Here is a 19,465-nt window from a genome sequence, read left to right as displayed (position 1 = left end):
ACACGGGTGCCGTAGCGGCCGGCGACGTCGAGGAAACCGCGGGTCAGGGGTGAGCGCGCGGATTCCTTGCCGGGAGCGAACCGGATGGTGGGGACGATGGCGTTGCCTCCAAGGGGCGTGAGATTCCATGTTCTCCGCCCCGCCGGCCTGGGTCTGAATCGCCTTGTGCTGTCTGACCCCTGTGGGAGTCTTGAGTTATGGACGGGGCAGGTGGGATGGGGTTCGACCCATTCGACGATCAGCCTTCCGCTGCTGGGGAGCAGAGCGGGGGAGGGCCTTACGGTGCGGGGGTTCGTGGAAACGCGAGCCGGGGTCGCCTCTCTCGCGATCAGGCCCATCACGACGGCGTTCATCGTGACTCTCCTCCACCGGAACTGACGTATCTGAACGGAGCCCCGGCGGAGCAGCTGGTGGCCGGGATCCAGCAGATGGTCAGAGCGGAGGCCTCCGCCCGGGGCCGCCTGCTCCGGCTGATCGCAGGCCTCTACGAGGAGGCCAGGGCCCGCCATGGGGAACAGGCTCAGCAGGAGCCGGCTGCGACGCTGGCTCAAGGATCGTCGGACCTGGTCCTGCGTGATGTCGCCGCGGAGATCTCGGTGGCCTTGATGCTGCCGGCCGGCACCGCCAGGGCCACCGTCGCCGAGGCCCTCATTTTCGCCGGTGACCTCCCCGTAGCCCTGGCCGCCTTGGAAGACGGCGAGATCACCTGGGGACAGGCACGAGTGATCCTCGCTCATTGGCAAGCCCTGACGGAGCAGGCCCCCACTCGCCGTGCTCTACGGACCTTGACCGGAGACGTTTTGGAGAGGGCCCAGGAGGAGGCTGCGGATCTGGAGCACAAGGCCACCGTCCTGGTAGAAGACCTTCTCGCCCGGGCCCCGCATGTCACCACGGCACAGCTGTCCAACTACGCCCGTCGGCGCCGTGCCGGGCTCGGAGCCGCGGCGGCTCAGCGGGCCTGCAACGCGGCCAGGCGCCGACGTGATGTGTGGGTGTCCCCGGACGACGACGGGCTGGCGTATCTGACGGCCCTGCTGGATGCCCCGACAGCCACGGCGATCGGCGCCAGGATCCGTCACCTGGCCGGCACCCTCGACGACGCCGCACCAGGAGAAGGGCAACAGCTGGATCGGCATTCCGACCCAGACCTCCAGGACCGTCCGGGCTCTGGCATCTGGATGGAGGAGCATCGTTCGATGGGTGAGAAGCGGGCCGATGTACTGGCCGATCTGCTGCTCGACGGTGAGCTGCCCGAATCCTCGGGCATCGCTCGCGGGATCAGAGGACAGGTCTCGATCATGGTCCCGGCTACCGGCGTCCTCGCTCATGACCCGGATCTCGATGAAGCGTTGGCTGGAGGCATTGAAGACCCCGGCTACGGCGACCAGCCAGCACACCTGGTCGGATACGGGCCGATCGCCGTCGAGGACGCCCTGCGTATTGCCGCAGGGGCTCCGAGCTGGAAGCGTGTGCTCACCGACCCGGACACCGGCGTGATCACGTGTTACGGCCGGAGCACCTATCCGGTGCCGGCGGGACTGCGCCGCCTGCTCGCCGTCAGGGACGAGACCTGCCGGTTCCCCGGCTGTCGTCGCCAGGCCGCCGGCTGCGACATCGACCATACGGTGGCCTGGGAGAACGGCGGCACCACCGATGCGGGAAACCTGGAGCATTTGTGCAGGCACCACCACCGGGTCAAGCACAGCGCCGGGGCGTTGGGGTCCTGGGCGGTCCGCCACGTGAATCCCGCCGTCGAGACCGGCCGGATCCCAGCCGGTGAACGTTCTCCCGGCGTGCTCGAGTGGGTCTCCCCGACAGGTGTCGTGCGCCGCAGCGTTCCCGGGGCGGCAACACCGGTGACGACCCGCTGGCTGGAGCCGCGGTCACCGGTGAAGATATCCGGCCGCGTCCAGGCACGGGCAGATCTGCCACCGCCCTTCTGAACCCAGCGCGCTCAGTCGTCGCTACCGGTCACGGCCCGGTTGTGCTCCAAGGCGACGTCGATCCAGAACGCCAGTGCGTCGTCGTCGCTGATCGACGCCGAGGCGACCTCGATCCAGCCGGGCCCCATGTCCCGCCCGGCGCCCATCTCCGCCTGGGCGGCTCCCGGCTCCTCGAGCAGGGCCTCGTGGCGTTCCGCGGGGACCCGGACCAGCAGGTTGGCGCCCTTGAGGGCGCTGGCGACCATCTTCTCGTTGACCATGAAGGACCGCCCCCCGAACATCGAGACCTCGCGCGTTACCGGCTCGTCCGCGAGGAGCTCGCGGAGACGTTGGACCAGGAGCGTTTGCGCGGCCATCACGGGACCCCGTGCCAGACCCGAACGATGTGATAGGCCGTGTCCTGCTTCATGATGCACTCCCTCAGGCCGTGCGATCCGATACGCCGGATCTGCATTCAGATCCATCGTCGATCAACGGCCAGGAGAACACCAGGGCTTCGGCTCGCCAATATGGTCATCCAAGGCTGCGATGACCGGATTTGTCCAAGGTCTTGGCAGCCACCTGACGCAGTGCCGCCAGGAAGGCCTCCGACAGAGGGTTCACGTGGCCTTCGCGGATCGCCGCTACGATCTGACGCCGCGGAAGCCGGCCGGAGATCGGGAGGACGGCCATGTCCTCGTGGGGATCCGTGAGCGAGATCCGCGGAACCATGGCGACGGCGAGCCCGGCTTCGACGATCCCCAGCACCGTGCCCAGATTGTTGCTGCGGAATGCGATGTCCGGTGTGAACCGGTGCTGTTCGCACAGCGCCAGCAGGCACCGATGGGAGGGCGTCTCCTCCCGGTGCGCCACCCATGTCTCGGATTGCAGATCGCTGAGATCCACCGAGTCCTTCCGCGCCAGCCGGTGCTTCTTGGGGGCGACCACGAAGAGCTCTTCGGTCAGCACATTGGTCAGCCGCAGGTTCGCGGGGAAGGCGGGCGGTACGAGTTCGTACTGGAAACCGAGGGCGACGTCCAGGCTGCCGTCGGACACCCGGGGGAAGAGCTCGTACGGTTCTCCCTCGTCGAGGGTGATCTCGACGTCGCGTCGCCTGATCAGGAAGCGGGCGATGGCCTGTCCGAGAATCGATCCGCCGGCCGAGTTGAAGGTGCCGACACGCAGGCGCCCGGCCTGCCCAGCACCGAGACGGGCGATGTCGACCTCGACCTGGTCGAGGAGCTCGAAGACTTCCTCGGAACGCTGCAGCAGGTACTGGGCCGCCTCCGTCGGCACCACGCGGCTCGCTCTCCGCTCGAAGAGCTGGATCCCGAGCGCCTGTTCGAGTCCGGCCATCTGCTGGGAGACGGCCGAGGCCGTATAGCCGAGTTCCCGGCCCGCGGCCGCGAACGAGCCGGTCTGCATCACCGCCCGCATCGTCCGCAGGGTTCTGATGTCGACAGCCACGACGCGAGTCTACGCCGCGGACGACGGCGGTCCGCTCCGGCCAGAGCATAAGCAGAGCTGGTGCTCAGCCTGCCCAAGTCTTATTCCCTGCCGGTATCCGGGGAGGGGAGGCATTCATACAGTTGATGCTCATCGGCTGGGTCGTTCTACCGAGAATCACCGCGAACGACGACAGCGCACGCAGAGCAACGGAGACCACTATGACGAACACAGCAGACCCGTCAACGAGCATCGTCTTCATCCTGTATCTCCTCGCAGTGCTGGCCATCGGGATCTGGGCCTACCGCCAGAACAACGACATGAGCGACTTCGCCATCGGCGGCAGGCGCCTGGGAACGTTCGTCACGGCACTGAGCGCCAAGGCGACCGACTCGAGCCAGTGGGTGTTCTTCGGACTGCCCGGTGCCTTCTACGTCAGCGGTATGCGCAACATCTGGCTGATCGTGGGCCTCACGATCGGCTTCTACCTCAGCTGGAAGCTCCTCGCCGGACGCCTGCGTGACTACTCGGCCAAGGTCAGCGACTGGCGCGTGACGGCCCCGGGGGAGTCCGTGACGCTCCCCGGCTTCTTCGCCAACCGTTTCCGCAGCAACTCGGTGCGGAGCGTGACCGCGATCTTCATCATCATCTTCTACATCATCTATCTCGGCTCCGCCTTCATCGCCACCGGCGTCATCTTCCAGCAGATCTTCGGCGGTTCCGTCGTGGTCGGCACCATCATCGGGGCCGTCGTCGTGATGGTGTACTCCTCGCTCGGCGGTTACCTGGCCAGCAGCTACACCGACGTCGTCCAGGGGGTCCTGATGTGGGTCTGCCTGGTGGCGGTCTCCATCGCGGCCATCGTGAAGCTCGGCGGAGTGGGGAGCTTCCTGGAGACCGTGGGCGCTCAGAACCCGGATCTCGGTTCGCCGTTCGCCGGTGTCGAACTGCTGGGCGGCGAATGGGTCACGACCAGCTCGGTGCCCTTCATCGCCATGATCTCCGCGCTCGCCTGGGCGCTCGGCTATTTCGGCTCCCCGCACATCCTCGCCCGCTTCATGGGGATGAGGACCGCGGAGTCCGCCCGCGGAGGCGCTCGCCTGGGCGTGTTCCTCTCCATCACCCTCCTCGGCTGCGCGGGAGTCGTCGGTTTCGCGGCCATCGGCATCTTCGGCCCCGGCCTGGAGAACCCCGAGGACGCCTATATGGTGCTGGTCGCCGAGCTCTTCCCCAGCTGGGTGGCGGGCATCTTCCTGGCCGGCGTGCTCTCCGCGGTCATGAGCACGGCGGACTCCCAGCTGGTCGTCGCCTCCTCGACCTTGACGGAGGACTTCTACCGCGCCTTCATCAACCGCGATGCCCCGGCTAAGACCCTGGTCTGGCTGAGCAGGATCGCCGTCCTCGCCTGCACCGGCATCGGAGTGTTCGTGGCTCTGCAGGGCGGAACCATTCTCGACCTGGTCGGATACGCCTGGGCCGGATTCGGCGCGAGCTTCGGGCCGGCGCTGTTCGCGGCGCTGTACTGGCGTAAGGCCACCTGGTTCGGGGCCCTGCTGAGCATCATCGCCGGCGGTTCCACGGTGATCATCTACCGCATGGTGGACACGATCGGCCTCTACGAGCTCATCCCCGGATTCATCGCCGGGATGCTCGCCCTGTGGCTGGGCAGCTGGCTCGGTCCCAAGCAGCGGCAGGAAGTCGTCACCGCCCAGTTCGACCTGCTCAAGACCTCGTGAACGACGACGGCGCAGAACACCCGCAAGAACCGAACACCCAGAAGCCCATCAGGGAAACAACCGAGGAGCGCGCAATGCCCACACTGGACGTGACCATCGACAACCGCATCGGCATCATCACGCTGAACAATCCCGCGGCGCTGAACGCGTGGACCCAGCAGATGCAGCGCGACATGGGGGTCAGGCTCGACGAGCTGGACGCCGACCCGGAGGTCGACGGCATCGTCATCACCGGTGCCGGCGACCGGGCGTTCTGCTCGGGCCAGGACCTGAACGAGGTGGCCGGCTTCACGGAGAACCACGTCGAGGAGTGGCTGGAGAACTTCCGTCAGGTCTACGACGCCGTGCTCTCGAACTCCAAGCCGGTGATCGCTGCGCTCAACGGCGTCACCGCCGGATCCGGGTATCAGCTGGCGCTGCTGTGCGACCTGCGGATTGCGCACGCCGGGGTGAGGATCGGGCAGCCGGAGGTGCGCTCCGGTATTCCCAGCATCACGGGGATGTACCTGACGTGGCAGTCCCTGGGGTACAGCAAGACCGCCGAGATGATGCTCACCGGTCGTCTTCTCGACGCCCGGGAAGCGGCGGATCTCGGCCTGATCGCGGAGATCCGCCCCCAGGAGGAGGTCCTGGCACGGAGCATCGAGCTGGCACGGGAGCTGGCGTCGCTGCCGAAGCAGGCGTTCGCGCTGACGAAGCAGCGCATCCGCGCCACGCTCATGCCCGGGCTGGAGGACGCGTTCGCGGCGGCGCTTGAGGCCGACAAGCACGCCTATGGCGATGGAGAGCCCCAGCGGACGGCGGGCAGCTTCGTGGCGAAGAAGGATGCGCGTTCGAAGTGACCGGCCACAGCACGAGCCTGGCGGAGGCGGAGCGGTTCATCCACGGTCCCGGCCTCTCCGAGGCCCTGGAGGAGCTGGCCCGCGTGGATCCTCAGCGGCCCTACCTGAAGGACCGGCAGGGCGTCGTCAGCGTCGGTGAGCTGAATCGCCGCGTGGACGATGCGGTGACCCAGCTTCGCGGCCGGGGGGCGGAGGCGTCCTCCCGGATCGCGATCGCGCTGCCCACAGAGGCCGAGCAGGTGGTGCTCATCTTCGCCGTCCTGCGGCTCGGTGCCCTGTGGATACCGCTGAATCCGCAGCTCATCGGCGAGCCGCTGCGGCACCAGCTGCGCGATTCCGGAGCCACGGCCGTCGTGACGGAGGCCTCCGGGTCTCTCGCGGAGCAGCTCGGGGCCGATGCGGTGGCCGGCCCGGCGCTGCCCGGAGAGCTCGGTGAGGTGCCGGTGGTCTTCTCGCTCACCGGCGAGGACGACGCCAGAGGGGACGACAGCCCGAGGGTGCAGCCGGCAGGCGACCGCAAGGACGCCTGCCTGCTCATGTACACCTCCGGTACCACCGGGCCGCCCAAAGGAGCCCTGGTCAGCGAGACGATGCTCCGGGCCGCGGTGCTGGGCGCGATCGAGGTCACGACTCCCCGGCCCGGGGACGTGTTCTACGTCTGGGAGCCGCTGTTCCACATCGGCGGTGCCCAGGTGGTGTTCCTGCCGCTGTTCAGGCAGGTCACGCTCGCGCTCGCGCCGAAGTTCAGCGCCTCGCGGTTCTGGCAGGACGTGGCCGACTTCGGCGTGACCCATATCCACTATCTCGGCGGTGTCCTGCAGATCCTGCTGCAACTGCCGGTGACCGCGGAGGAGCTGGACAACCGGGTCAGGATCGCCTGGGGAGCCGGAGCGACCCCCGAGGTGCGCGCCGCCTGTCACGAGCGCTACGACTTCGCGCTTCACGAGTGCTACGGCATGACCGAGACCTCGAGCATCGTCACCGTCAACCGCAACGAGGTGGACGGCGGAGTCGGCCGGCCCTTGCCCTGGGTGGAGATCGCCACCGACCCCGCGGAGAGCGGCGCATCCCCGGGCTCATCGGGCTCATCGGGCGGAGCGTCCTCCGCCGGGGACGGCGCGGAGAATGACTCCGTGAACGGCGAGGTACGGGTTCGAGGCAGGGTGCCGGGCCTCTTGACGGCGGGATATCTGGGCAATCCGGACGCCAGCGAGAAGGCCCGGGACGGCGAATGGTTCCGCACCGGCGACCTCGGCTACCTGGACCGGCAGGGCAGGCTCCACTTCGCCGGCCGGGGCAGCGACAGCATCCGCGTGCGCGGGGAGAACGTCTCCGCCTGGCAGATCGAGAGCGTGTTCGGCCTGCACCCCGACGTCGACCGTTGCGCCGTCGTGGGCGTCGAGGCGCAGGTGGGCGAGCAGGAGATGCTCCTGGTGCTCACCGCCGCCGAGGGGAGGCAGCTCGATCCCCGGGCGATCCTGGCGTGGGGGGAGAGCCGGCTCGCGAGGTTCCAGGTCCCCCGGTACGCCCGGGTGGTGGACGAGATGCCGCTCACCCCGAGCCAGCGGATCGCGAAGCACCGCCTGCCCCGGGACCTCGGAGCGGCGGTGTCGCGGACGGCGTGATCGTCAGGTGGCCGGGGAGGAAGCGCCGGCCGGCAGCAGCCCGGCTCAGCTCTCCCCGGCCTCCTGCGCGGCCGCCCAGTCGGCGACCCGGCGAGCGCTCTCGGCTTCGGAAAGATCTTCGATACGGGACATGATCGACCAGCGCACCCCGAACGGGTCCCGGATGGAGGCGAAACGGTCCCCGGACACGAAATCGCTCAGCGGCTCACGGATCGTCGCCCCCGCCCGTTCGGCTCGTTCCACGGTCGCGTCGACGTCGGGGCAGTAGAGCCCGATCGAATAGCAATCGCTGTCGCCCTCCGGTGCGGGCACCAGCCCGAACGCGGGGCTCGGTTCGCCGATCTGCAGCCTGCCGTGGCCGAAGTCCAGCTCGGCGTGGACGACGACGCCGCCCATCTCCGTGGCATCGACCAGGCGGGCGCCGAACACCGACCGGTAGAATTCGATGGCATCCGCCGCACCCCGCACGGCGAGGAACGGGGTGAGGCTGGTCGACCCGTGCGGGACGCCGTCGGTGGTGTGCTCTCCCGAGACCCCGCGACGGGATGCGGTGTTGTTATTCGTCTTGTCGTTCGTGGCGTTGTTCATGGTGTTCTCGTTCATGGGCCGAGCCTAGGCACGGCCCGCCTGCGGCGGCTTGAAGATTCGCGACGGGGCCGGAGAACGGCCGTCCAACGGCTGTGAGGAGCCCGCGAGGGGAGGACACGATGGCCGGTCCCGCCGGTCCCGCCGGTCCCAGCGACGGACGCGGGGTGCTGTACCCCGCCAGGCTGCCCTCGTTCCACAGGGAGCAGGCGCCCGCCGAGCTGGCCGGGCTCGTGCGCTGGTTCTGGCTGCCCAGCTGGAACCTCGCACCGGGCCGGGTCTCCCGGCAGGAGGTGCTGCCGTTCCCGGCGTCCAACCTCGTCGTCGGGCCGGACGGGGTCTCACTGTCCGGCCCCACGACCCGGGCGTCGCATCGTGATCTCCGGGGCAGCGGCTGGGTGCTGGGCGCCCTTCTGCGTCCGGCGGGGATCGCTTCGCTGCTGCGCGACCCCGGCGCCCTCCGGGACGCCGAGACGCCGTTCGAGGCGCCCGAGTTGCACCGGACCGTCACCGCCGCGATGCGCCGTGCGGACAACGGCGAAGGCCGCGGCGACGACGGCGATGACGAGCACGGGGACTCTGGCACCGGCCCTGATGCAGAGAAGACCGGGGACCGCGCCATCAGGGCCTACTCGGAGTGGGCGGCTCGTCATCTTGCCCCGCCGGATGAAGGCGGGGCGCTGGCCAACGCGATGGAGGATCTGATCGCCGGCGATCGCACCATCGTGCGCATCGACCAGGTGGCCGACAGCCTCGGTATCTCCGTCCGCGGCGTGCAGCGCCTCGCGCGGCGGTACGTCGGCCTCACACCGCTGGCCGTCATCCGCCGGTACCGGCTCCAGGAAGCCGCCCAGCGGCTGCGCGAGGATCCCTCCCTGACCATCGCGCAGGTGGCCGCCGACCTCGGCTACGCCGATCACGCGCACCTGAGCGCCGACTTCCGGCGTGTCCTCGGCATCGCCCCGCATGCCTACCGCAGCGCATCCGGGCACTCGTGAAGACGGCGCCCGCCCTCTCCGGGCCGGTGACATGTTCCGACGGTCATCGGCGGACGCACCGGTGACGAAAGGAAGCGCAGCGCATACGGTTATGCGGTGCCACGAATTCCGTGCGCCGAGCCGTAGCCTTCGCCAGCCACCGAGGAGCCGCCATGACCGACCACGCCACCGCGAGCCATCCGAGGAGAACGGCAGGGTCCAGCAGGGGTGCGACCGGCTGCAGGGCGGCCCGGTGAGTCCGGTGCGCGCCACCGCTGGTACCGCAGGTGATATAGCAGCACACCGGCGGAGTCGTCCCGGGGTGCCGGCGTGCTGAGCGGGGGAGTGGTCGCCGGGGTGTTCGTGGCCCTGGAGTACATCATCAAGATCATCGCCATCGGGGTGGTCCCGGAGAACCGACGGCCCTCGTCCTCGACCGCATGGCTGCTGCTGATCCTCTTCCTGCCGGTCGTTGGCGTGCCCCTCTTCCTGCTCCTGGGCAGCCCCTTCATCAACAGACGGCGCGCTCGGATCCAGAAGGAGGCGAACGAGCTCCTGGAGAAAGGCGCGGCAGACCTGCCCACGATCCCCGAGTCGGTGACCGTCCCACCCGACCTGCGCGGCATCGTGGGGCTGTCCCGGTCCCTGACAGCACTGCCGATGGTGACCGGCACCAATCACGGCGTGCTGTCGAACTACGAGGAGAGCATCGACAGGATGACCCGGCTCGTGGAGGAGGCCCGGGAGTCGGTGAACGTCGAGATCTACATCATGGCCAGGGACCCGGCGACGGAGGGTTTCTTCCAGGCGCTCGAGGACGCCGTCGTCCGCGGGGTGAAAGTCAGGGTGCTGCTGGACCACATCGGCTCGAGGAAGTACCCGGGCTTCCGCGATTTCCTCAAGGGGATGACGGAGGCCGGGATCGAGTGGCAGCTCATGCTCCCCTTCCAGCCCCTGAGAGGCAAGATGCGCCGGATCGACCTGCGCAACCACCGCAAGCTGCTCACGGTCGACGGTCGTGTCGCGGTGATGGGCTCCCAGAACCTCATCGAGGCGACGTACGGATCGAAGAAGAACGCCGAGCTCGGCAGGCGGTGGAACGACATCACGATCAAGCTGACCGGCGAGATCGTCTCCTCCCTCGAAGCCGTGTTCGCCGTGGACTGGTACAGCGAGACCGGCGAGGTGATCGACATCCACGCCTACCGGCACGTCCGGGACGAGGAGAGCCTCGAGGACCATGTGCTGCCCGCGCGGCACGGCAGGCTCCCGGAGGTGGGGGGCGCGGACAACGCCGTGCAGCTGATCCCTTCCGGTCCCGGATTCCGGACCGACCCCAATCTGCGCGCCTTCACCTCCCTGATGTACATGGCCAGGGAGCGGCTGGCCATCGTCAGCCCGTACTTCGTTCCCGACGAGTCCCTTCTGGCCGCCGTCACCACAGCCGCGCATCGCGGTGTGCACGTGGAGCTCTACGTGAGCGAGGAGGCCGATCAGTTCATGGTCGACCGGGCCCAGTCCTCCTACTACCAGGCCCTCCTCGACGCGGGAGTGCGGATCTACCTCTACCCCGCCCCCGAGGTCCTGCACACCAAGGGCTTCATCGTCGACGACGTCTGCGCCGTGATGGGGTCCTCGAACATGGACATGCGCTCCTTCGGCCTCAACTACGAGATCAGCCTGCTCGCCTACGGCGGCGACATCGTCCAGCAGCTTCAGCAGGTCATCTCCGACTACGCGGCACGCAGCTCGGTCCTGGACGCCGACCGGTGGGCTCAGCGCTCCGTGGTCAGGCGCTACACGGAATCCGTCATGCGGCTCACCTCGGCGCTGCAGTGAGCGGCCCTCCCTCCGGCGGGCGGCACCCCGGCAGCTCCGTGATCGAGGTGCGCGGCGCCCGCGTGCACAACCTCAAGGACATCGACGTCGACATCCCCCTGGGAGCCCTCGTGGGGATCGCCGGCGTCTCGGGATCGGGCAAGTCATCGCTCGCGATGGGCGTGCTGTACGCGGAAGGGTCGCGACGCTACATCGAGGCGCTGTCGACCTACACCCGCAGGAGGATGGGCCAGGCCGCGCGCGCCGACGTCGACCGTGTCTCCCACGTGCCCGCCGCGCTGGCGCTGCGTCAGCGGCCCGGCGTGCCCGGTGTCCGCTCGACCTTCGGCACCTCGACCGAGCTGCTCAACGTGATCCGGCTGATGTTCTCCCGCCTGGCCCGGCACGTCTGCCCCAACGGGCACCGTCAGGAGCCCACCCTGGCGGTCGCCGCGGAGGTGCCGATCGTCTGCCCGGTGTGCGGCGCCTCCTTCGAGGCCCCAGGGGCCGAGGCGCTCGCCTTCAACTCGGCCGGGGCCTGCCCCTCCTGCGCGGGAACGGGCACGGTGCGCGAGGTCGACGACGCCGCGCTCATCCGCGACGAGGTCATGACGATCGACGACGGCGCGGTGATCCCCTGGCAGATGTTCGGGTTCAACGTCCAGCCGCAGATCGCCCGCGAGTTCGGGGTGCGGACCGACGTGCCGTGGCGCGAGCTGACGGCATGGGAGAAGGAGATCGTCCTCGGCGGCCCCGAGGAGAAGAAGCACATCGCGGTGACCTCGAAGAAGGGCGTCCACGAACTCGACTTCACCTTCCGCAACGCCCGCCTGACGGTCACGGAGGAGCTCAAGCGCGCCACCGACGAACGGCGCCTGGCCAGGGTCAGCCGTTTCCTGACCGAACGCACCTGCCCGGCCTGCCACGGCACACGGCTGTCGACGGCAGCGCTGGCGCCCACGATCGGAGGGAGGAACCTCTCCGAGGTGACGGCCCTGACGCTCGAGGCGATCACCGGATGGGCGGGCGCCGTCCCGGACACCCTCCCCGGGCAGATGCAGCCGATGTGCGACAGCCTGGTCGCCGCCCTCCTCGGCATGTGCAGGCGGCTGCTCGACCTGGGACTGGGCTATCTCGCCCTGGACCGCCCGGGCGCGACCCTCTCGACCGGGGAGAGGCAGCGCGTACAACTGGCCCGGGCCGTGCGCAACGAGACCACCGGCGTGCTGTACGTCCTGGACGAACCCTCCATCGGCCTGCATCCCGCCAACCTCCGCGGGCTCCACGGCGTGATCGAGGACCTGCTGGCCGAGGGGAACTCCGTCGTGATGGTCGACCACGACCCGCAGGTGCTGCGGGCGGCGGACCACCTCGTCGAGATCGGGCCCGGCTCGGGACACGAAGGCGGCACGATCGTCGCCACCGGTACCGTTGCCGAGGTAGGCCGGGACCCGGGCTCCCTCGTCGGCGGCTTCCTCACGGGCCGCGAAGAGGTCGTGGTCCGCGAACCCGCCCCGGCGGAGAGGACCTTCGCCGAGGGAACGATCCGGATGCGCACCGCCCCCGTCCATACCGTGCACGCGCTCGATGTGCGGATCCCGCGCGGCAGACTGACCGTGGTGACGGGGGTCTCCGGCTCGGGCAAGACCACGCTCGTGCTCGACAGCCTGGTCCCCGCGCTGAAGGCCGCTCCCGGCGAAAAGGGACCGGCCCATGTCGCCGAGCTCGACGCCGGCGGCATCGAGCGGGTGAACGTGGTCGACGCCACGCCGATCGGGATCAACGTGCGCTCCACCGTCGGGACCTACTCCGGCGTGCTCGACGAACTGCGCCGCGCGTACGCCAGGTTGCCCTCCGCACGAGCCGCGGGGCTCACGGCGGGCGACTTCTCCTACAACACCGGCTCGCTGCGCTGCCCGCGCTGCCAGGGCACGGGGGAGATCTCCCTGGACGTGCAGTTCCTGCCCGACGTGGACATCGTCTGCCCCGAATGCGACGGCGGCAGGTACGCGCCCGAGACTGACGCTCACCTCCGGCCCTCGGCCACGGGGGACGGCGCCTGGTCGCTTCCGTCGCTGCTGCGGCTGACGGCGGCCGAGGCGATCGAGCACGTGGCGGACCTCAAGAAGGTGCGCACGCGGCTGGAGGCCCTGCGCGACGTCGGGCTCGGCTACCTGACGCTGGGGGAGGCCACGCCGGCGTTGTCCGGTGGCGAGGCGCAGCGGCTGAAGCTCGTCTCCGAGCTCGATCGCGGGCAAGGGCGGGCGGTGTTCGTCTTCGACGAGCCCACCGTCGGGCTGCATCCCCTGGACGTGCGGGTGCTGATCACGGTGCTGCAGCGGCTCCTCGACCAGGGCGGCACCGTCGTGGTCATCGAGCACGACCTGGACATGATCGCCAATGCCGACCACGTCATCGACATGGGTCCCTCGGGCGGCGCGGACGGCGGGCGCATCGTGGCGGCCGGCACTCCGGCGCAGGTCGCGGCCGACGAACACAGCATCACGGGGCGTTACCTGGGGGAGCATCTGGCGGGGAAGTGAGTCCACCGTCGCCGTCGCGGCCGCGGTCGTCGGCATCGCGGTGCCGACGACCGCGTACCGTGGTGCCCATGCGCTTTGAAGTGGACGCGATCCTGTTCGACATCGACGGGACCCTGATCGATTCGACGCCCGCCGTCAACCGCTCCTGGACCACCTGGGCCAAGAGCAGGGGATTCGACGCCGATGCCGTCCTGGCCGTGTGCCACGGGCGTCGCTCGACCGATACGCTGTCGGACCTGCTGCCGGAGGGCGAGGTCGCGGAGGCTGCGGCGGAGGTGTACGCCCTCGAGATGGCCGAGCTGGATTCCGTGGTCGCGCTTCCCCGGGCGGGCGAGCTCCTGGCTTCCCTTCCCCCGTCTCGCTGGGCCGCGGTGACCTCCGGTCCGCGCGGGCTGATGCAGGCACGTCTGGCCGCAGCCGGGATCCCGGTCCCGGAGACCCTGGTGACGGCGGAGGACGTCGTCGTCGGGAAACCTGATCCGGAGGGCTATCGCAAGGCGGCGGAGATACTGGGCGTCGACCCCGCCCGGTGCCTGGTCGTCGAGGATGCTCCCGCGGGCCTGAAGGCCGGGCGCGCCTCCGGGGCGCGGGTGCTGGCGGTGGCCACATCGCACGACGCCGTAGAGCTGACCGACGCGGACGCCGTCGTGGCCGACCTGACCGCCGTCTCCGTGACGGCCGGGGACGCGGGATTGACCGTCGCGGTGGCCGAGGCTCCGGTTGGCTAGAGGTTTCGTCCTCACGGACGAGTTCGAGGATGCCCTCGCGCGCCTCAGACGCGGGGAGAACCTGTTCCTCACGGGAAAGGCCGGTACCGGAAAGTCCACGTTGATCAGGCGGTTCATAGGCGGCACGGATCGCAATGTCGTCGTCGCCGCTCCCACGGGGATCGCCGCGCTGAACGTGGGCGGGTACACCATCCACCGGCTGTTCTCGTTCCCCGCCTCCATGAGCCCCGAGACGGTGCGCGGTAACGGCTACTATCCCGGGCGCTTCGCGGCGACCCTCAAGGACCTGGACACGCTCATCATCGACGAGGCGTCGATGGTGCGCGCCGATCTGTTCGACTGCCTGGCCATCGCCCTCGAACGGTTCGGGCCCAGGCCCGGCGAGCCGTTCGGGGGAGTGCAGATGGTGCTGGTGGGTGACCTGTACCAGCTCCCGCCGGTCGTCTCGGAGGGGGAACGGGGCTACTTCGAGTCCGTCTACGCCTCCCCGTATTTCTTCGCCGCCAAGCACTACGCCCTCGGCGCCTTCCCCATGGTGGAGCTCAGCCGGGTGTTCCGGCAGGTCGGGGACCCCCGGCTGGTGGAGATCCTCAACGCGGTGCGGGAGGGAGCGCTGCTGCAGGAGGCGCGCGAGGTGCTCAACACGCGGACCGACCGGGAGTTCGTCCCGCCCCTGCACGAGTTCTGGCTGACGCTGACCACGACCAACCGCATGGCCGCCTCCCGGAACCGGGCCATGCTGGGGCAGCTGCCCGATCCCGAGTGCACGTATCCCGCGGAGCAGACCGGGGACCTGGACGGCTTCGAGCGTCCCACGGAGGACCGGCTGACCTTCAAGACGGGGGCGCAGGTCATGATGCTGACCAACGACCCGTGGGATCGATGGGTCAACGGGACCATCGCGCGCATCGTGGACCACTACCGCGAGCACGGCGAACAGGTGGTCGTGGTGGAGCTGCCCGACGGCTCGCACGGCGAGGTCCGCCCCCATACCTGGGAGGTCACGCGCCCCGCGGTCCACGACGGCGTGCTGCACCACGATCTGGTCGGTACCTACACCCAGCTGCCGTTCCGGTTGGCGTGGGCGGTCACCATCCACAAGAGCCAGGGCCAGACCCTGGACCGGGTGGTGGTGGACCTGACCGGCGGGACCTTCGCCGACGGTCAGCTCTACGTGGCGCTGAGCCGCTGCACCTCCATGGACGGGCTGGTGCTGCGCCGGGATGTACTGGCCAAGGACCTGAAGGTCGACCAGCGCGTCCGGCGGTTCCTCTCAGCGGGTCGAGCGGACGCGACGTCCCGGGGCGAGGTCTACATCGGGATGTGCACGGTGGGGGACGTCGGCCAGCGGTGGCGCCCCCGTCCCGCGGAGATTGCGCTGGTCACCGACGACGGAACCGAGCTCACCACCCTGGTCAACCCCACCCGCGACATGGGCGAGGCCCGCCGGGAGCACGGCATCACCGCGGCCGACGTCCAGCTGGCCCCGCTGCTGACCGAGGCATGGGCCGCCCTGGAGCCGCACCTGGAGGGCCGCACGCCGGTGGGCCCGCAGATCGACCGCGACCTCGGCTGGCTGGACCACGAGCTCAAGCGCATGGGGTCCGTGGTCACGATGCCCCTGGGTCACGACCTCCCACTGGCCTCCGCGACCCCGGCCCAGCGCCGCGGGCTCGCCGCCCGGACCGCGCTCGAACGCGCGCGAACCGTGCGCGAGATCGCCCGATCCGCGGAAGGTCATGGGCACCGGGCCGAGGCGTTCTCCGGGCCGGCGGGCAGGGCGGGCTACCTGATGCCGCGCAGGGCCGGGTCCGGGAGCGAAGTGGTCTTCCAAGTGATAGGCCCGTCGGGCGGAGGTTCAGCCGGGGAGGCGGAGGAGGCGCTCGCCGGCATGCTGGGAGCGGCCTCGCGTCGATCGCGCCTGGACGCCGTCGCGCAGGCGGTCGTGCGGGTGCTCGAGCACCGCCTGGGCCGGCCCATCCTCGACGAATCCTCCGCGGAGGCGGAGAGCCAGGACATCGGCACCGTCCTGCACCCGGGGGCACGGGTGTGCTTCACGGGCACGGCGATCGACCCCGCGGGGCGCGTTCTCGACCGGCTCGACATGGAGGAATTGGCCGTCTCCCGGGGACTGGTCCCGGTGGCCACCGTGACCAAGACGCGCTGCGACGCCCTGATCTGCGCCGAGGCCGGTTCCCAGTCCCGTAAGGCCCAGAACGCCGTGAGGTTCGCCAAACCCGTGTTCACCGCCGACGAGTTCCTCGCCTGGGCGGAGAGAGGGAACCCGCCGGACATGCGGACGACGGCGCAGCCGCAGGTGCCCTCCGTCGTCGTCAGGCAGGTGCCGAACCCTCGCTGATGTCCCGCTTCAGATGGTGAAGCGGGACATCAGCGAGGGTTCGGCGAGCTCTCCTTCGGATCGGGGCCTTTCTCTTGCTCCCGGACCTCCGCGGACGTAGTGTCATCACATGATGACATCATCAGCTGATGACTTCGCGACGCCGCAGCGCAGGCCCAGGCATCGCGCCGACGTCGATACCGACGTCGATACCGGCATCGATACCGGAGCCGGTACGCCGGCAAGCGGAACGACGGGCGGGGCGGATGCCGTCGTGGCCATCGAGGGTCTCGTGGTGCGCAAGGCCGGGCGGGAGATACTGCGCGGCGTCGACCTCCGGCTCCCGGCCGGGAGCATCACCGGGCTCTTCGGGCCCTCGGGGTGTGGGAAGACCACGCTGATGCGTTCGATCGTGGGGGTGCAGAAGACGCACGGCGGGCGGGTCGTGGTCCTCGGCGCCAGACCGGGCTCCCGCGAGCTGCGGTCCGACGTGGGGTACGTGACCCAGGCGGCCGCCGTCTACAAGGACCTCACCCTGCTGCAGAACGTGCGGTACTTCGCCCGGCTCTACGGCGCGAGCGACGATCAGGTGCAGGAGACCATCCGCACCGTCGGCCTGACCGGGCAGGCCCGGCAGAAGGTCTCCTCGATGTCGGGCGGTCAGGCCTCACGCGCCTCCCTCGCCTGCGCGCTCGTGGCCCGCCCGAAACTGCTCATCCTCGACGAGCCGACCGTCGGCCTGGATCCCGTGACCCGCGAGGAGCTGTGGGGTCATTTCCGGGCCATCGCCGGCGGGGGAACCGCGATCATGGTCTCCAGTCACGTCATGGACGAAGCCGGGCACTGCGACCGGCTGGTGCTCATGCGCGACGGCACCATCCTGAGCAGGACCACTCCCGCAGCGCTGCTCGAGACCACCGGTTCCGCAACCTACGACCAGGCCTTCCTGGCCGTCATCGCCCACGGGGAGGCGGCATGAACCCGCAGACCTACGCCGCCAGCACGGTGCGGATCGTGCAGCAGCTCCTGGCCGACCATCGCACGCTGGCCCTCATCCTGGCGGTGCCCGCGCTGCTTCTGACCCTGCTCTACTACGTTTTCCGGGATGTCCCGGTGCCACCCGGCGTGGAAGGGCCCTTCCCGCGAATCGCGGTGACGATGCTGGGGATCCTGCCGATGCTGCTGATGTTCGCCGTGACCTCCGTGGCCATGCTGCGCGAACGCACCACGGGCACCCTCGAGAGGCTCTGGACCACCCCGCTTCACCGCGTGGACCTGATCGCGGGCTACGCCACGGCGTTCGCCGGGACGGCCGTGCTCCAGTCGCTGGTCCTGTGCGCCGTCACCTACTGGTTCCTCGGGGTGACGACGGCGGGAGCGGCCGGCTGGGTGATCCTGGTGGCGGCCCTGTCCTCCACCGTGGGGATCGCATGCGGACTGCTGGCCAGCGCCTTCGCACGCACCGAGTTCCAGGCGGTGCAGTTCATGCCGCTGTTCATCGGCCCCCAGATCTTCCTGTGCGGCCTGCTGGTGGACACCGACCTGATGCCCAGGGCGCTGCAATGGGTGGCCGACGTCCTGCCGCTGACCTACGCCGTGGACGCCCTGTCCCACGTCCGCGAGAATGCCGCCATGGGCTCGGACTTCACCTGGGACGTGGTGGCACTGGCGGCTTTCGCCGCCGGAGCACTGGCCCTGGCGGCCCTGACCATGCCGCGGAGCACTCGGTGAAGGCGCAGAGGACGCGCGACCGGATCCTGTCGGCGGCCCGCCAGGCCTTCGCCGAACGCGGCTACGACGGCGCCTCCGTGCGTTCGATCGCCGTGGCGGCAGGCGTGGACCAGGCCCTGGTGCACCGGTACTTCGGAACCAAGCAGGAGCTGTTCCTCGCCGCCACCGAGCTGCCCGCCGAGCTCGGTGCGGCCGTCGGGCGGGTGCTGCGACTTCCCGACGACCAGCTGGGGGAGGGCCTGGTGTCCGCCGCCGTGCGGATGTGGGACTCGGAGGTCTCCGACGCGCTGATCTCGACGGCTCGCACCGTCATCGCCTCCCCGGAGGGGGCGCCCGTGGTGCAGGACCTCCTGTTCGGGGTGATCCTGCGGGAGCTGCCCGGGCGGATCGACCGCTACGGTCACACCAGGCGCCGTGTCGCGCTGGTGGTCACCCAGATGGCCGGGCTGCTGGTGGCGCGCAAGCTCGTGGGGGTCGAGCCGATCCGGTCGATGCCGGCCGAGGAGGTCGCGGCGCTCGTCGGTCCGACCGTCCAGCGCTACCTCACGGGCGACGTGGCCACCCCCGAGGTGGATACCCCGGAGCCGGGGCCGGGGGCCGGGAGGGACTGACGGGCGTCAGGACTTCACGAGGCGCGCGATGGCCGCCGAGGCCTCGGCGATCTTCTCGTCCGCCTCCGGCCCGCCCTGCTGCGCGGCTTCCACCACGCAGTGCTTGAGGTGGTCGTCCAGGAGCCCCAGGGCCACGTTCTCCAGGGCGCTGGTGAGGGCTGAGATCTGGGTGAGGATGTCGATGCAGTACTTGTCCTCGTCGACCATCCGGTGGATCCCGCGGGCCTGGCCCTCAATGCGCTTGAGGCGGGCGAGATACCTGGCCTTGTCGCCGAGGTAGCCGTGATGGGCGGCCGGATCGTGGGCTGCCTCGTCGGAGCCCGAACTCGAGGCCGGCGTGTCCTGAGCCGGCGCCACGGTGTCAGTCACTGGTGTGCTCCTCATGTCTGGGCGGGTTTCTGGGCGGGTCCTGGATAGACCCTGGGCAGGTCATGTGCGGGCGAAAGGTCCGATGCCCGTACTACTGTCATCACATATACCCGTACGGGGTATAACTTTCAAGAGGGGGATCAGGGTTTCGGGTGACAAAACGATGAAGCCCCGTTCGCCTGCAGGATAGCCCG

Annotated in this window: 16 protein-coding genes; 12 read left to right on the top strand and 4 right to left on the bottom strand. The window is 69.6% G+C overall.

Translation table 11 applies throughout. The features are described from left to right. Positions 1–410 precede the first annotated feature (410 nt). Complete coding sequence (locus tag FCK90_RS05565; protein WP_158033310.1) at positions 411–1,943, top strand: HNH endonuclease signature motif containing protein; 1,533 nt, start codon at positions 411–413, stop codon at positions 1,941–1,943. An 11-nt stretch (positions 1,944–1,954) separates the two neighbouring features. Here the strand turns inward: FCK90_RS05565 and FCK90_RS05560 are convergent, their stop codons facing one another. Both FCK90_RS05560 and FCK90_RS05555 read right to left on the bottom strand, forming a co-directional pair. Continuing rightward, the gene (locus FCK90_RS05560; RefSeq protein ID WP_158033309.1) at positions 1,955–2,299 is read right to left on the bottom strand and encodes a TfoX/Sxy family protein; all 345 of its coding nucleotides are present in this window, start codon (positions 2,297–2,299) and stop codon (positions 1,955–1,957) included. 157 nt (positions 2,300–2,456) lie between these two features. Then, on the bottom strand, positions 2,457–3,389 hold the full coding sequence (locus FCK90_RS05555; protein WP_158033308.1) for a LysR family transcriptional regulator: 933 nt from the start codon (positions 3,387–3,389) through the stop codon (positions 2,457–2,459). A 200-nt stretch (positions 3,390–3,589) separates the two neighbouring features. On the opposite strand from FCK90_RS05555, the gene FCK90_RS05550 reads away from it, so the two are divergent. The 3 genes from FCK90_RS05550 to FCK90_RS05540 all read left to right on the top strand — a co-directional run bounded on the left by FCK90_RS05550 (position 3,590) and on the right by FCK90_RS05540 (position 7,571). Then, entirely contained in the window at positions 3,590–5,104 is a 1,515-nt protein-coding gene (locus FCK90_RS05550) for a sodium/proline symporter (protein WP_181954208.1), read from the top strand. 74 nt (positions 5,105–5,178) lie between these two features. Beyond that, entirely contained in the window at positions 5,179–5,946 is a 768-nt protein-coding gene (locus tag FCK90_RS05545; protein WP_158033306.1) for an enoyl-CoA hydratase/isomerase family protein, read from the top strand. Next, on the top strand, positions 5,943–7,571 hold the full coding sequence (locus tag FCK90_RS05540; protein ID WP_158033305.1) for a class I adenylate-forming enzyme family protein: 1,629 nt from the start codon (positions 5,943–5,945) through the stop codon (positions 7,569–7,571). The genes FCK90_RS05545 and FCK90_RS05540 overlap by 4 nt, the downstream gene beginning before the upstream one ends. A gap of 45 nt (positions 7,572–7,616) precedes the next feature. Here FCK90_RS05540 and FCK90_RS05535 read toward each other — a convergent pair whose 3' ends face one another. Next, positions 7,617–8,159 (bottom strand): VOC family protein, encoded by a 543-nt coding sequence (locus tag FCK90_RS05535; protein WP_158033426.1) that lies wholly within the window; start codon positions 8,157–8,159, stop codon positions 7,617–7,619. A 119-nt stretch (positions 8,160–8,278) separates the two neighbouring features. Here FCK90_RS05535 and FCK90_RS05530 point away from each other — a divergent pair, with 119 nt between their 5' ends. The 8 genes from FCK90_RS05530 to FCK90_RS05495 all read left to right on the top strand — a co-directional run bounded on the left by FCK90_RS05530 (position 8,279) and on the right by FCK90_RS05495 (position 18,902). Next, the gene (locus FCK90_RS05530; protein ID WP_158033304.1) at positions 8,279–9,154 is read left to right on the top strand and encodes a helix-turn-helix domain-containing protein; all 876 of its coding nucleotides are present in this window, start codon (positions 8,279–8,281) and stop codon (positions 9,152–9,154) included. Positions 9,155–9,463: 309 nt separating this feature from the next. Further along, positions 9,464–10,972 (top strand): cardiolipin synthase, encoded by a 1,509-nt coding sequence (cls, locus tag FCK90_RS05525; RefSeq protein WP_246180021.1) that lies wholly within the window; start codon positions 9,464–9,466, stop codon positions 10,970–10,972. Next, entirely contained in the window at positions 10,969–13,494 is a 2,526-nt protein-coding gene (locus FCK90_RS05520; protein ID WP_181954207.1) for an excinuclease ABC subunit UvrA, read from the top strand. Before cls ends, FCK90_RS05520 begins: the two co-directional genes overlap by 4 nt. Positions 13,495–13,562: 68 nt before the next feature. Beyond that, positions 13,563–14,222, top strand: a complete 660-nt coding sequence (locus FCK90_RS05515; protein WP_158033303.1) for an HAD-IA family hydrolase — start codon at positions 13,563–13,565, stop codon at positions 14,220–14,222. After that, a complete protein-coding gene (locus tag FCK90_RS05510; RefSeq protein ID WP_158033302.1) occupies positions 14,215–16,581 on the top strand; it encodes an AAA family ATPase in 2,367 nt (788 codons plus the stop codon). The genes FCK90_RS05515 and FCK90_RS05510 overlap by 8 nt, the downstream gene beginning before the upstream one ends. Before the next feature lie 109 nt (positions 16,582–16,690). Then, positions 16,691–17,539, top strand: coding sequence for an ABC transporter ATP-binding protein (locus FCK90_RS05505; protein WP_246180020.1), 849 nt, complete (start codon positions 16,691–16,693; stop codon positions 17,537–17,539). After that, complete coding sequence (locus FCK90_RS05500) at positions 17,536–18,291, top strand: ABC transporter permease (RefSeq protein ID WP_158033301.1); 756 nt, start codon at positions 17,536–17,538, stop codon at positions 18,289–18,291. The genes FCK90_RS05505 and FCK90_RS05500 overlap by 4 nt, the downstream gene beginning before the upstream one ends. Further along, the gene (locus tag FCK90_RS05495; RefSeq protein ID WP_181954206.1) at positions 18,288–18,902 is read left to right on the top strand and encodes a TetR/AcrR family transcriptional regulator; all 615 of its coding nucleotides are present in this window, start codon (positions 18,288–18,290) and stop codon (positions 18,900–18,902) included. The genes FCK90_RS05500 and FCK90_RS05495 overlap by 4 nt, the downstream gene beginning before the upstream one ends. Positions 18,903–18,908: 6 nt before the next feature. Here FCK90_RS05495 and FCK90_RS05490 read toward each other — a convergent pair whose 3' ends face one another. Further along, positions 18,909–19,286: a metal-sensitive transcriptional regulator gene (locus tag FCK90_RS05490; protein WP_158033299.1), complete on the bottom strand. Its 378-nt coding sequence runs from the start codon at positions 19,284–19,286 to the stop codon at positions 18,909–18,911. Positions 19,287–19,465: the final 179 nt, after the last annotated feature.

This window comes from Kocuria coralli, assembly GCF_008831305.1.
GTDB lineage: Bacteria > Actinomycetota > Actinomycetes > Actinomycetales > Micrococcaceae > Kocuria > Kocuria coralli.
Note: the sequence above shows the minus strand (reverse complement) of the source record. Positions and strands in the feature narration are given on the sequence as shown.